This window comes from Sphingobium estronivorans (genome assembly GCF_008692605.1).
In the GTDB taxonomy this organism is placed as follows: Bacteria; Pseudomonadota; Alphaproteobacteria; order Sphingomonadales; family Sphingomonadaceae; genus Sphingobium; species Sphingobium estronivorans.
Genome location: NZ_LFCT01000033.1, coordinates 40,169 through 52,855, shown reverse-complemented (window position 1 = coordinate 52,855; position 12,687 = coordinate 40,169). Strand labels below are relative to the sequence as shown.

Sequence of the window (12,687 nt, the reverse complement as noted above, 5' to 3'; positions counted from 1 at the left end):
GTCCGAATTTCCGGCACCACCTCACCCTACAGTTGCATGGCTCCGGCACCTTCTCTGCTGGCACAGGTTACAACACCGTGTCTGGGAGCAACGGCGTCGATAACGTGACGGTCGGAGGGACTGGTGGATACGTCAGGACCTATGGCGGCGACGATATCATCCACAGCACTGGCTTGGAATCTGTCTACGGTGAGATGGGAAATGATCGCCTCTTCGCCGGCAACACAGTGGGCGCCAAGCTGAACGGTGGCGTCTATCCCGATCAGGCCGTCACATGGGTGAACGACGGCGATGACTATCTGCAGGGTGGTGCCATGGCTGACGTCCTGTCTGGCGGCACTGGCAACAATGAGCTCCATGGCGGCGGTGGATACGACCGTTTCTATTCCGGCGGCTATGGCGAAAATACAGTTTATGGCGAGGCCGATCTAGGTGCCATGTACTACTCTTTCGCGGCTCGCGGAGGATATCCTGTCGACCCTGACCTCGTTTCCATCGAGGATATGGGCGGCTGGTTCGATGTCAAAACGACGTCTGACCACGGGCAGACCTATCGTACCGACCACCTGTACGACATCGACAAGGTCTTCTTCGAGGATATGACCTTCAGCCTCTACTCGGGTCTGACGTATTACAATCCGGATTTTCTGATCTGAAAGATTGCGATCGAGCTGGAAAAATGGCGGCGCGTCGCTGCTATTTTTCAGCTCTGTCATCTGCGTCGGGCTAGGCCTACCACCAAAAAGTGATCTTCGGAGATCCGCTCTCTTGCCATTCGGCGCGAGGGACCAATGCTGATCAAGCGCCCTACCCAGATCCAAATCCGCGTCCTATAACCCCTTTGTCGTTTTTTGCCGCCAACTTATGGCGGTCCAGTTCAAAGGTATCGCCAACTTATGCCGGTCATGCAGCGACAGGATATGTGGAAGCAGATCGAGTGGAAAATGATGATTTTTGGGGATTTGTGTTCGCATCTTATCTAAGACGCGACAGACATAGGCGCGACGGTCCGCCGCCCGCCCTTCCCCAATCCTATCGAAACCGCGCCGGAGAATAGGTGGACGCATCGATACCGGCAACGGCGTGCGGCGGTGCCTCCCGCCGCAGCAGGCTCCCCGCCAGCAGCGCCGCCGCCGGTGAGGTCTGGATGCCGAATCCCCCCTGCCCCGCGAACCAGAAAAAGCCCGGCACCGCAGGGTCGAAGCCATAGACTGGCGCCCGGTCGCGGGAAAAGCTGCGCAGCCCGGCCCATTTGCGTTCCACCGCCGCGACCGGCCAGTCCACCACCGCCTCGAACCGGGCAATCGCCTCGGCCACCGCCAGCTCCTCCGGCGCGGCGTCGCAGGGCGGGGACGGCACCTCGTCATGCGGGGTCAGCCAGATGCGCCCTTCCCCCTCGGGCTTGAAATAAAATTGCGAGGCGAGGTCCATGACCAGCGGCAGCGCCGCCGAGGGCATGGCGGGCACGCGCAACTGCACCACCGTCCGCCGGAAGGGGGCGATGCCGAGGGGCGCCACTCCGCAAGCCTTGGCCACATCGTCCGCCCAGGCGCCCGCCGCATTGACGATCAGGCCGCAGTCGATGGCGCCGCCATCCGTTTCGATCCGCCAGCCGCCGTCCCGCGCTTCGGCACGCCGCAGCGGCGTCCCCAGCCGAATCTCTCCGCCCAGCCGCCGGAACCGCCGCAACCAGGCCTGATGCAACGCCGCCACGTCGATGTCGCACACCCCCGGCTCCAGCACGCCCAGCGTCCAGTCCGCTCGCAGGCCCGGCACCAGCCCGGCCGGATCGACCGGGTGCAAGGCCACCTTCCCGCCAAATTCCGCCAGCAACCGGTCCCGCGCCGCCGCATCGCCCGCCCGCCCGATATGGAGCGTCCGGCGCGGCGACAGGAAGGCCCTTTCGGAAAAGGCGGGATCGGGCGCGGCCAGCATCGGCCCGGAAGCCGTGGTCAAGGGCTGGACCGCCAGCCCGCCATAGGTCTCCTCCCAGAAGGAAACCGCCCGCCCGGTGGCATGATAGCCCGCGCTCGGCTCCATCTCCAGCAGCAGCACGCGGGCGCGCTCCGCCAGCACCGCGCCTAGACTCGCCCCGGCGATCCCGCCCCCGACAATGACGATATCGGGCCGCTTCATCGGGGCGCGACTTCATCCAGAAAAGCATCGATCCGCGCCAATGCGTCCAGCCGCACCGAATCCAGTTCGCGCAAAATTTCATGCGCCGCCTCGCGCCCATAGACGTGCAGCCGCGCGCCGGGAATCCGCGCCGCCGTCCTGCGAATGGCCGGAGTCGACACCAGCCGGTCATCCCGCGCCGCCAGCATCAGCAGCGGCACGGCGATCCGCTCCAGCCCCGGCCGGGTGGCGAGCCTGCGGGTCGAGGAGAGCGCCTGCTCCACCCATTTCCAGCTCGGCGATCCCAGCGCCACGTCCCGGCTATGGTCGCGCCACCACAGTTCGTCGGCATAGCGGTCCGGATCGTGCGTCAGCCGCTTCTGCCTTATGTGCCGCTGGCGTTCGGACTCCTCTTTCTGCGTCCAGGCCTGCTTGCGCCCAAAGCCCAGCGCGCACATGGTTTCGGCAATCGCCACCGCCAGCCAGCGCGGCAGGGGCGCGCTGTGCACGCCCATCATCGGCGCCACCGTCACCGCGGCATCGGGCGCCGCCATGCCCTCCACCAGCGCGCGGAGCAGCAAATGCCCGCCCATGCTGTGGGCGACCATCGCCGCCGGCCCCTCCCCTTGGCCGCGCCAATCGGCGGCGAAGGCCTTCAGGTCGGCGATCCACTGGCCGAAATCCTCGATATGCCCGCAAAGCGGATCGTCGGTCAGCCGTCCCGACCCGCCTTGTCCGCGCCAGTCGAAGCTGGTGACGGCCCAGTCGCGCGCGGCCCAATGCTGAATCACCTCGAGATACTTCTCGATCATGTCGCCCCGGCCGCCCAGCACCAGCATCCGCCCGCGCGCGCCCGTGCCCAGCCGATAGCGCCGCAATGGCCAGCCATCGGGCGCCGACCAATGGTCGAGCCGCCCATCCATCGGCCAGGCACGACGATCAAATGGCGGGGCAACGAAGCGGGGCGAATCCATCGGCGGCATGGTTACGCTTTGGTAAGCCATCCGGTCTACAGTTTCGAACTTATGACGGGGGATATTTTCAGATTGGCGCTGATCGGCGCCCTGGCCGCGCTGCTGATCGTGGCGTCCGTTACGGACCTGCGGTCGCGCATCATCTCCAACCGGCTGAACCTGTGCGTCGCCGGACTGGCGCCGCTCTGGTGGCTGGCCTGCGGGCTGCCGCTCTGGCCGGGCATGGCGGTGCAGCTGCTGGTGGCGCTGATCGTGTTCTTCCTCTTCGCGATGCTCTTTGCCTTTGGCTGCATGGGCGGGGGCGACGTGAAGCTGCTGGGCGCGCTGGCGCTCTGGTTCCCGTGGCAGGCGACCCTGTCGATGCTGATGCTGATGGCGGTGCTGGGGGGCATCGTCACCATCATAACCGTCGTGCACCATCGCATGACCCGGCGGCTGGGACAGCCGCAAATCCCCTATGGCATTGCGATCTCGTGCGCCGCGCTTTGGCTTCTTGGCGAACGATATATTAACCAATTTGCGTAAAACTGGGGGCCTCAGACGCAACTCGTCTGATTGAGGGAGGCGAATTTCATCATGGATGCCAAGAAGATCGTGCTGCTGGTGGGGGCGCTCATCATAGCGATCACTACAGCCTTGCTTGCACGCAACATGCTGAGTTCGTCGGGCGCGCCCCAGGCGGGCGCGTCGTCCATGCCGGTCGAGGCGGACCAGCCCCATGTGCTGGTCGCGACCAAGGCGCTGCCGGTGGGCACGATCCTGGACGCGGAAAGCTTCCGCTTCCAGCCCTGGCCCAAGGATCTCATCGAACAGGCCTATTATCTGAAGGGCCAGTCCGACCCGCAGAAGTTGGTGGGCAGCGTGATCCGCACCGCCATTTCCGCAGGTCAGCCGATGACGCTGGGTTCGGTCATCAAGCCGGGCGATCGCGGCTTCCTGGCCGCCGCGCTGGGGGCGGGAATGCGCGCCGTGACCGTGCCGGTGTCGGCGCAGAATTCGGTTGCGGGCTTCGTCTTTCCGGGCGACCGCGTCGACCTGGTCCTGACGCAGAGCGTCAATGGCGGCGGCGACGGCGACCCGCTGAAGGTCTCCGAAACCATCCTGCGCAACCTGCGCGTGCTCGCCACCGACCAGCGCATGGATGCGCTGGGCGCGGACGGCAAGCCCGTGGTGCAGACCTATTCCAACGTCACCATCGAAGTGACGCCGAAGATCGCGGAGAAGATCGCGGTGGCCCAGACCATCGGCTCGCTCTCGCTTTCGCTGCGTTCGCTGGCCGACAACAGCTCGGAACTGGACGCGGCCATCGCCGGCAGCGACGTCGACCTGCCCGACGGCAGCAATCCCAAGGCCGAAAAAACGCTGCTCGCCAGCATCGCCGCCCGCCCGGTCGACAAGGGCGGCACCTATTCCACCGGCGCCGACGTCTCGCGCTATCAGCGCAGCAGCGTCCCCGCCAAGCCCGTGCAGGTCCTGCCCGCAGGCGGCGCTCCCACGGCCGGCGCACCTGCCAATGTCATCGTCAGCCAGGGCCCTGTGATCCGCGTCGCCCGCGGCACCAATGTGACCGTCGTTCCGGTCGGGGGGAAGTAAGATGAAGGGGTTTCCTGTTCACGCGGCCAGCGCGGCCAAGCCGCTGCTTGGCCCGGCCATCGCGCTGGGCCTGGCGATCGCCGCCGCGGCCGCGCCGACCGCCGCGCTCAACGCCGCGCCCGTATCGATGCAGGACAATGCGATCCTGATGTCGGTCGGCGGCAGCAAGGTCATCAACCTGCCCGCGAAAATGTCCGACGTGGTGATCGGCGATCCGGATGTGGTCGACGTCCATGTCCGCTCCCAGAACCAGCTTTACCTGATTGCGAAGAAGGCGGGCGAAACCACCGTCTTCGCGACGGCGACCAACGGCAAGGTGCTGTTTTCCGGCACGGTGCGCGTCGGCAACAACCTGACCAGCATCGATGAGATGCTGAAGCTGGCGATGCCGAACGCGGACATTGCGGTCAACAAGATGAACGGCATGGTCCTGCTGACCGGCACCATCGCCGCCCCCGAGGACGCAGCGGAGGCCGAACGCCTGACCCAGGCCTTCGTGGGCAAGGAAGTCACCGTGGTGAGCCGGTTGCGCACCGCGACGCCGCTTCAGGTCATGTTGCAGGTCAAGGTGTCGGAAGTCGCCCGCGACATCGGGCACAAGATCGGGATGAACTGGGGAACGGCCGACCAGAGCGGCGGCAAGTTCCTGGGCCTGTCCGGCGGCGGCACGCGCAATTTCTTCACCTACACCAAACCGACCCGTGACGACGCCGGCCTTATCACCAAACCCGCCGAATGGGCGTTCAACTATCCGTCGGACGGCAGTTACAGCCTCGGCGGCGTGGCGCACCTGCTGGGCATGGACGTTGCCGCGGCTCTCGACCTCGCAGAATCGAGCGGCCTCGCGACCACTCTCGCCCAGCCCAACCTGACCTCGCTTTCGGGCGAAACCGCCAGCTTCCTGGCGGGCGGCGAGTTCCCCTATACGGTGAGCAACGGCACGCAGGGCAACAGCCTGGAATGGAAACAATATGGCGTGCAGTTGGCCTTCACGCCGACCGTGCTGGCCGATGGCCGCATCTCGCTGCGCGTCCGTCCGACCGTATCGACGCTCGACTTCTCCATCCTGCCGAGCCAGCCCGCGCTGAAGACTCGCACCGCCGAAACCACGGTCGAACTCGGCTCCGGCCAGGCCTTCATGATCGCCGGTCTGCTCAGCGCCGACACCGGCAACACGGTCAACAAGGTGCCGGGCCTCGGCAACCTGCCGATCCTGGGCAGCCTGTTCAAGTCGCGCCAGTTCCAGCGCAACGAAACGGAACTGGTCATCGTCGTCACCCCCTATCTGGTGAAGCCGGTGAATGCATCGGACGTGCGCCTGCCGACCGATGGCTTCCGCAACGCCAATGAGGGCCAGGGCCTCTTCCTGCAACAGGGCCAGGACGGGATCAGCGGCGCCCGCTCCCCGATGCCGCGCCGCGCGCCCGGCGATCCGGCCCCCATGCCGGGACCGCAAAGCTCCGCCGCGCTGCCGCCCGTCGCCGCCCGTGACGCAGCCCGAGATTCCGGCAAGCGTTCGAAGGACGCCGCGCCGGGCTTCAGCTTCTGATCCGAAGGACGAAAGACATGGCTTCTCTGTCCCGCAAGAATATCGTCCGCTTCGGCGCTCTCGCCCTGATGGCGCTGCCGCTCGCCGCCTGCCAGACCGACCAGGGCGCCAATCGCGGCGTCGAATCGGTTCATCAGCCGGTCGTCAGCCACACCGCCTTCACCTACGATGTCGCGGCTGGCCCGGATGGCGGCATGACCATCGAGGAAGCGCGCCGCCTGGACGACTGGTTCGTGTCCATCGGCCTTGGCTATGGCGATCAGGTCGCGGTCGCGACCGACGCGGGCAGCTACAGCCCCTCGCTGCGGGACGGCATTGCCGATGTCGTCGCCCGCCACGGCATGTTGGTGGGAGAGGATAGTTCCGCCGTCGCCGGCACCGCGCCGCAGGGCGCCGTCCGCCTGATCGTGCGCCGGGCCATCGCCCGCGTGCCGGGCTGCCCCGACTGGTCGGACAAGGCCGAAGCCGACCAGCAGCTGGCCGCATCCCGCAATTTCGGCTGCGGCGTGAACGGCAATCTCGCCGCCATGATCGCCAATCCGGAGGATCTCGTCCGCGGCCAGAGCACCGACAGCGACCTGCGCACGGCGACGTCGAACCGCGCGATTTCGACCTATCGCGAAAAGGCCCCGACCGGCGCGGGCGATCTCAAGTCGCAATATGGAGGCAAGTGACATGAATGCTCCCTGGAGACCCGGCGCGACCGGCCAGCGCGATCCCTTCCACGCCTTCGTGTGCGACGATCACAGCTTCGACCTGCTGCGCGTGGTCGCGGCCGAAATGGGCTGGGCGCCGGAAAAGGTGAGCAAGGGCGGCATGCGCAACGCCGTGCAGAGCCTGTCCGTCACTGCTTCGCCCCAGATTCTGTTCATCGACATGTCGGAAAGCGGCGATCCGCTGGGCGACATCAACAGCCTGGCCGAAGTGTGCGAACCGGGCACGGTCGTCATCGCGGCAGGGCAGGTCAATGATGTGCGCCTCTATCGCGACCTTCTGGCCAGCGGCATTCAGGATTATCTGCTCAAGCCCTTCGGCGCCGACCAGCTGCGCGACGCGCTGGCGCAGGCGCAGGCGGTGTTCTTCGCCCCCCGCGATGCGGCACCCGAACATCCGCACATGACCATGGCGGTCATCGGCACGCGCGGCGGCGTGGGGGCATCCAGCCTCGCCACCTCGCTGGCCTGGCTGATGAGCGAGAAGAAGAAGCGCTCGACCGCGCTGCTCGACCTCGACGTGCATTTCGGCACCAATGCGCTGGCGATGGATCTGGAGCCGGGGCGCGGCCTGACCGACGCCATCGAAAATCCCAGCCGCATCGACGGGCTGTTCATCGAACGCGCCATGGTCCGCGCCAGCGACCATCTGGCGATCCTGTCGGCCGAAGCGCCGATCAGCCAGCCGATGCTGACCGACGGCGGCGCCTTCTACCAGTTGCTGGAAGAATTCCGCACCGCCTTCGAATGCAGCATCATCGACCTGCCGCGCAACATGCTGATCCAGCATCCGCACCTGATGAGCGACGTCAACGTCGCCGTGGTGGCCACGGAACTGACGCTGGCGGCGGCGCGCGATTCGATCCGCATCCTCTCCTGGCTCAAGACCAATGCGCCGCAGACGCGCGTACTGGTGGTTGCCAACCGCGTCCATGCCGGGTCGCTGGAAATCACCCGCAAGGATTTCGAACAGTCGATCGAGCGCAAGGTCGACATCCTCGTCCCCTTCGACCTCAAGATCGCGGCGCAGGCGGCGAAACTGGGCAAGACGCTGGCGGAAACGGCCAAGGGCAGCAAGGTCGGTGCGTCCTGTGCCGCGATGCTCGACGCCGTGCTGGGCGCGGCGGAAGAGGGCGAGGCCAACGACAGCGGCGCGCCCGCGAAAAAGGGCGATTCCCTGCTCGGCAAGATCGGCGATCTCAAGAGCATGATCCCCTCGCGCCGCAAGGACAAGCATTCGGCATGACGCCGATAGACCTTCTTTGACGGTCGCGGATTGGGAGCGGACAGGCAGATGAACGGCAATTTGATCCTGATAACGGTGCTGCTTTCGGTCATGCTGGGCCTGCTTGTCATGGCCTTTGCCGGTCCGTCGCCGGAAAAGGCGCAGAAGCGCCGCATCGACACGATCCGCGGGCGGCACAGCGATTCGACCGACGCCATATTGGAAGCGCGCATGCGCCGGGCGATTTCCAACCGTCCGGTCGGCAATGAAGCGTCCATGCTGGTATCGCTGGTGCCCAATCCGGAAAATCTTGCCAAGCGCATCCGCATGACCGGCAAGAAATGGACCGTCAGCCAATATATGACGGCCTGCGCGGTGATCTTTCTCGCCCTGTGCGCGCTGCTGATGCTGCGCGGCTTTCCGCCGCTCTTCGCGGCGCTCGTGGGCCTCGCCGCTGGCCTGGGCCTGCCGCATATGTGGATCGGCCGGCTCATCAAGGGCCGCATCCAGAAATTCAACGCCAAATTCCCGGATGCGCTGGAACTGCTGACGCGCGGCCTGCGCTCGGGCCTGCCCATCGCCGAAACGCTGACGGTGGTGTCGAGCGAGGTACCGGGTCCGGTCGGCGAGGAATTCAAGCTCATCACCGAACGCATCAAGATCGGCAAGTCCATGGATCAGGCGCTTCAGGAAACCGCCGATCGCCTCGGCACGCCGGAATTCCAGTTCTTCGTCATCAGCCTGGCGATCCAGCGGGAAACCGGCGGCAATCTGGCCGAAACCCTGTCGAACCTTGCCACCGTGCTGCGCCAGCGCGCGCAGATGAAGCTCAAGATCCGCGCCATGTCGTCGGAATCGAAGGCGTCCGCCTATATCATCGGCGCGCTGCCCTTCCTGGTCTTCGCACTCATTTGCTACATCAACTATAGCTATATGTCGCCCTTCTTCACGCCCGATCCGGCGGGGGCGTTCGGCCTTTCGACCATGCAGGTCATCGGCATTGGCGGCATGTGCTGGATGGCGATCGGCGCCTTCATCATGGCGCAGATGATCAATTTCGAGATCTGACGAGGAAGCCCGCCCGATGGAAACCAACCCCGTCCCCGCCGGCACCCTGTTCGGTCTGACCGCCACCGATTTCGGCACGCTGCTGGCCGCGCTGGCGACGCTGGCGGTGCTGTTCGCGCTCTACACGGTGATGACCGTGCGCGATCCGATGGCCAAGCGCGTCAAGGCGCTCAACGAACGGCGCGAGCAGTTGAAGGCGGGCATCACCGCCTCCACCGGCCGCCGCCGCGCCAAGCTGGTGCAGAAGAACCAGGCGACCGACCGGATGCGGTCCTTCCTGTCCAGCCTGAAGGTGTTGCAGGACGACCAGCTCAAGGATGCGCAGATTCGTCTGGCGCAGGCCGGCATCCGGTCCAAGGACTGGGCCGTGGCGGTGATTTTCGGCCGCCTGATCCTGCCGGTGGTGATCGGCGGCACGGCGGCGCTGCTGCTCTATGCGGTGGGCATCTATCCCGAATGGGGCGGCGCGAAGCGCTTCATGGCGTTCGCGGGCGCGCTGCTGCTCGCCTACAAGGCGCCCGACCTGTTCATCGACAACAAGATCGCCAAGCGCTCGGCCGCGATCCGCAAGGGGTTGCCCGACGCGCTCGACCTGCTGGTGATCTGCGCCGAGGCGGGCCTGACCGTCGACTCCGCCTTCAGCCGCGTCGCCCGCGAACTGGGCAAGGCCTATCCGGAACTGGGCGACGAATTCCACCTGACGGCGATTGAACTGAGCTTCCTCACCGAACGGCGCATGGCGTTCGAGAATCTCGCCAGCCGCGTCAAGCTGGACGCGGTGAAGGGCGTGGTGACGACCATGATCCAGACGGAGAAATACGGCACCCCGCTCGCCTCGGCGCTGCGCGTCCTGTCCGCCGAGTTTCGCCATGAACGCATGATGCGCGCCGAGGAAAAGGCCGCGCGCCTGCCCGCGATCATGACCGTGCCGCTGATTCTCTTCATCCTGCCGACGCTGTTCGTCGTCATTCTGGGCCCGGCGGCCTGCTCGATCAGCAAGGCCTTCTAAAATTCGAAGGGGCGCCACCGGCATTGCCGTAGCGTTCCTTCGAAATCCGTCGAAAGCTGTTGATTTTCCGCCTTGGCGGCGATCCCGATCCTGCCTTATCTGTCCTGCAAACATACATAATTGGAGAGAGATTCATGGTCGCTGTCCCCCGCATCGCCGCCCGCGCCGCGCTGCTCATTCTGCCGCTGATCGCCGCTATGCCGGCGGAAGCGGCCCAGCCCATCACCGGCCGCTGGGCCACCGTCGATGGCAAGGCCATCGTCCAGATCGCCAATTGCGGCAAGACGCTGTGCGGTCGGATCGAGAAGATCGTGAAGCCCACCCCCGGCCGCCCCCAGACCGACATCAAGAATCCCGATCCGGCGCTCCGGTCCAAGCCGCTGGCCGGTCTGGCGCTGCTCACCGGCTTCACCGATGGCGGCGATCTCTGGAAGGGGTCGATCTACGACCCCGAAAGCGGCAAGACCTATAACAGCAAGGTCAGCCGCAATGGCGACGGCACGCTGAAGGTGCAGGGCTGCATCATGTTCTTCTGCAAGACGCAGATCTGGACGCCCGTGCGATAACCGGATTTGGAGTGGGGCGGAGCGGAACGTCCGCTCGCCCCTATTCTCCCAGGATCACGTCCACGCCGGCGCGGGCATGGATGGTGGTGCCGTCATAGATGGGCAGCACATTCGCCCGCACATCGACGATCATCTCCAACTCGGTGCAGGCCAGGATCGCGGCCTGCACATGTTCCTTGGCGATGTCGGTCAGTTCCGACTTCATATAGCGTTCGGATTCGCGGCTGATCTTGCCGATGGTCAGTTCGTCATAGACGATCCGGTCGATCCGCTCGGCCAGGTCCATGTCGGGCGGCAGCAGCGAAATGCCGTGCGCCACCAGCCGCTGGCGATAGAATTTCTCCGTCATCACATTGCGCGTGCCGATCAGCGCCGCCTTTTCGATGCCATCCGCCTGCATCTTGCGCCCGACCGCCTCGGCAATGTTGATGATCGGAATATCGACGCCCGCCTGCACCTCGTCATAGACGCGATGCATGGAGTTGGCGCAGATCAGCAGCGCGGCGGCGCCCGCCTGCTCCAGCCGCCGGGCCGACGCGGTCAGCACCTTTGCGGCATGCGCCCATTCCTCATCGGTGGTGGACCGGCCGATGTCCGCGAAATCCAGGCTCTCGATCAGCAGCGGCGCGCTGTGCTGCCCGCCCCGGGCGCGATACACCGCCTGGTTGATGATCTGATAATAGCGCGCCGTCGACGTCCAGCTAAGACCGCCTATCAGACCGAGCTTCTTCATGAATCCGCTTACCCCAATGCAAAACTGCCTGCCGCAAATCGTTAAGGACGGCGCCGCGCATCGGCAAGCCCCTTCCTGCCCGCGCGCCCGCAAAGACGCAGGCCCAGCAGGCTCCCGGCCGCGCCCGCCAGCCCGCCGGCCACCGCCATCCCCGTATTTTCCAGCAGGAAAGCCGAGGCCGCGACGGCCCAGCCCGCCAGCCCGCCGACCAATGCCATGGCAGGCCCGGCGCCCGCGCCTATCGCCCATCTCGCCAACCCCCATCCGGCCAGCAACGCGACTCCGGTAGAGACCAGCAGCCCGGCGCTGCCGGGAGACGCGACGAAGCCCGCCATCGTCCCGCCCGTCGCCACCAGCATCGCCGCTGCGAACAGCGGCAGCCCCGGCCGCCGTTCGCCTTGCCACGCCGTTCCGCGCCACAGGATCGCCGCCGCCCCCGCGCAGGCCATCGCCCCCAAAGCGACAGTCGCCGCCATGGCGATGGCGGCGTCGCCCAGCAGCCGGTCGGTCGCCTCGTCCAGCAAGCCGAATGCATGGGGATTGCGCCACGCCGCCCCCCCGACAAACACCGCCGCCAGCCCCGCCTGTCCGACCAGCCCGGTCAACAGCGCCGGAATCGCCGAACGCGGCACGCCCTGCCCCAGCGCCAGCCCAATCGCTCCACCTGTTATCAACGCCGCGCAAATCTGCGGCATGGCCATGACATCATGGCTGTAGAGCGTCACCGCCCCAATCACCATCATCCCCGCCATCATCAGATTCGCACCCCGCCGCAGCCCGCCGTCCAGCGACGCCAACAGCGCCAACCCGAACAGCAACGCCGCCACGGACCAGCCCGCTGCAATCGTCGGATCGATAGGCTCCATCACGGGCGCGGCGTTTCCATCCGTCGGGCCGCGATAAAGCCGCCGCTCAGGCCCGCGCTGCCCGCCACTATCGCCAGCCACCCCAGGCTCCGCGCCGACGCGCTCCCCGCCTCCGCCGCGACGATGATCGCGCCGATCAGGATGGCGGACGACAGGAGTTGAAGGATCGCCACCAGCGCCCAGCCCTCCTCCGCCCGCGCCCGCCAGCCAATGACAAGTCCGAACGCGCAGGCGGCCAAAAAGGAAATGAGGAGGAACAGGGTCATCTGTTCCTCC

General features: G+C 66.0%; 13 protein-coding genes and 1 pseudogene. 9 read left to right on the top strand and 5 right to left on the bottom strand.

The annotated features are described in order from the left end of the window. Window positions 1–656 (top strand): annotated as a pseudogene (locus F7P65_RS22115) (calcium-binding protein); the annotation flags it as partial. Between the two features lie 376 nt (window positions 657–1,032). Here the strand turns inward: F7P65_RS22115 and F7P65_RS19940 are convergent. Next, window positions 1,033–2,136, bottom strand: coding sequence for an NAD(P)/FAD-dependent oxidoreductase (locus F7P65_RS19940; protein WP_150294946.1), 1,104 nt, complete (start codon window positions 2,134–2,136; stop codon window positions 1,033–1,035). Continuing rightward, the gene (locus F7P65_RS19935; protein ID WP_150294956.1) at window positions 2,133–3,098 is read right to left on the bottom strand and encodes an alpha/beta fold hydrolase; all 966 of its coding nucleotides are present in this window, start codon (window positions 3,096–3,098) and stop codon (window positions 2,133–2,135) included. Before F7P65_RS19935 ends, F7P65_RS19940 begins: the two co-directional genes overlap by 4 nt. Window positions 3,099–3,140: 42 nt before the next feature. On the opposite strand from F7P65_RS19935, the gene F7P65_RS19930 reads away from it, so the two are divergent. The 8 genes from F7P65_RS19930 to F7P65_RS19895 all read left to right on the top strand — a co-directional run bounded on the left by F7P65_RS19930 (window position 3,141) and on the right by F7P65_RS19895 (window position 10,812). Continuing rightward, window positions 3,141–3,614 (top strand): A24 family peptidase, encoded by a 474-nt coding sequence (locus F7P65_RS19930; protein WP_150294944.1) that lies wholly within the window; start codon window positions 3,141–3,143, stop codon window positions 3,612–3,614. 51 nt (window positions 3,615–3,665) lie between these two features. Next, window positions 3,666–4,682: a Flp pilus assembly protein CpaB gene (gene cpaB / locus F7P65_RS19925; protein ID WP_150294941.1), complete on the top strand. Its 1,017-nt coding sequence runs from the start codon at window positions 3,666–3,668 to the stop codon at window positions 4,680–4,682. Between the two features lies 1 nt (window position 4,683). Further along, complete coding sequence (locus F7P65_RS19920) at window positions 4,684–6,231, top strand: type II and III secretion system protein family protein (RefSeq protein WP_150294939.1); 1,548 nt, start codon at window positions 4,684–4,686, stop codon at window positions 6,229–6,231. Between the two features lie 17 nt (window positions 6,232–6,248). Then, on the top strand, window positions 6,249–6,905 hold the full coding sequence (locus tag F7P65_RS19915) for a CpaD family pilus assembly protein (RefSeq protein ID WP_150294937.1): 657 nt from the start codon (window positions 6,249–6,251) through the stop codon (window positions 6,903–6,905). 1 nt (window position 6,906) lies between these two features. Continuing rightward, entirely contained in the window at window positions 6,907–8,190 is a 1,284-nt protein-coding gene (locus tag F7P65_RS19910) for a pilus assembly protein CpaE (RefSeq protein WP_150294935.1), read from the top strand. A gap of 48 nt (window positions 8,191–8,238) precedes the next feature. Further along, window positions 8,239–9,237 (top strand): type II secretion system F family protein, encoded by a 999-nt coding sequence (locus tag F7P65_RS19905; protein ID WP_150294933.1) that lies wholly within the window; start codon window positions 8,239–8,241, stop codon window positions 9,235–9,237. A 16-nt stretch (window positions 9,238–9,253) separates the two neighbouring features. Further along, entirely contained in the window at window positions 9,254–10,246 is a 993-nt protein-coding gene (locus F7P65_RS19900; protein WP_150294931.1) for a type II secretion system F family protein, read from the top strand. Between the two features lie 134 nt (window positions 10,247–10,380). Next, the gene (locus F7P65_RS19895) at window positions 10,381–10,812 is read left to right on the top strand and encodes a DUF2147 domain-containing protein (protein WP_150294929.1); all 432 of its coding nucleotides are present in this window, start codon (window positions 10,381–10,383) and stop codon (window positions 10,810–10,812) included. Window positions 10,813–10,852: 40 nt separating this feature from the next. Here the strand turns inward: F7P65_RS19895 and F7P65_RS19890 are convergent, their stop codons facing one another. The 3 genes from F7P65_RS19890 to F7P65_RS19880 are packed head-to-tail and all read right to left on the bottom strand — an operon-like array spanning window position 10,853 to window position 12,677. After that, on the bottom strand, window positions 10,853–11,545 hold the full coding sequence (locus F7P65_RS19890; RefSeq protein ID WP_150294926.1) for an aspartate/glutamate racemase family protein: 693 nt from the start codon (window positions 11,543–11,545) through the stop codon (window positions 10,853–10,855). Window positions 11,546–11,586: 41 nt separating this feature from the next. Continuing rightward, the gene (locus tag F7P65_RS19885; RefSeq protein WP_150294953.1) at window positions 11,587–12,411 is read right to left on the bottom strand and encodes an NAD(P)(+) transhydrogenase (Re/Si-specific) subunit beta; all 825 of its coding nucleotides are present in this window, start codon (window positions 12,409–12,411) and stop codon (window positions 11,587–11,589) included. Next, window positions 12,411–12,677 carry a proton-translocating transhydrogenase family protein gene (locus F7P65_RS19880; RefSeq protein WP_150294924.1) on the bottom strand — a complete coding sequence of 89 codons (267 nt, stop codon included), beginning with the start codon at window positions 12,675–12,677 and terminating at the stop codon, window positions 12,411–12,413. The genes F7P65_RS19885 and F7P65_RS19880 overlap by 1 nt, the downstream gene beginning before the upstream one ends. Between the last annotated feature and the right edge of the window lie 10 nt (window positions 12,678–12,687).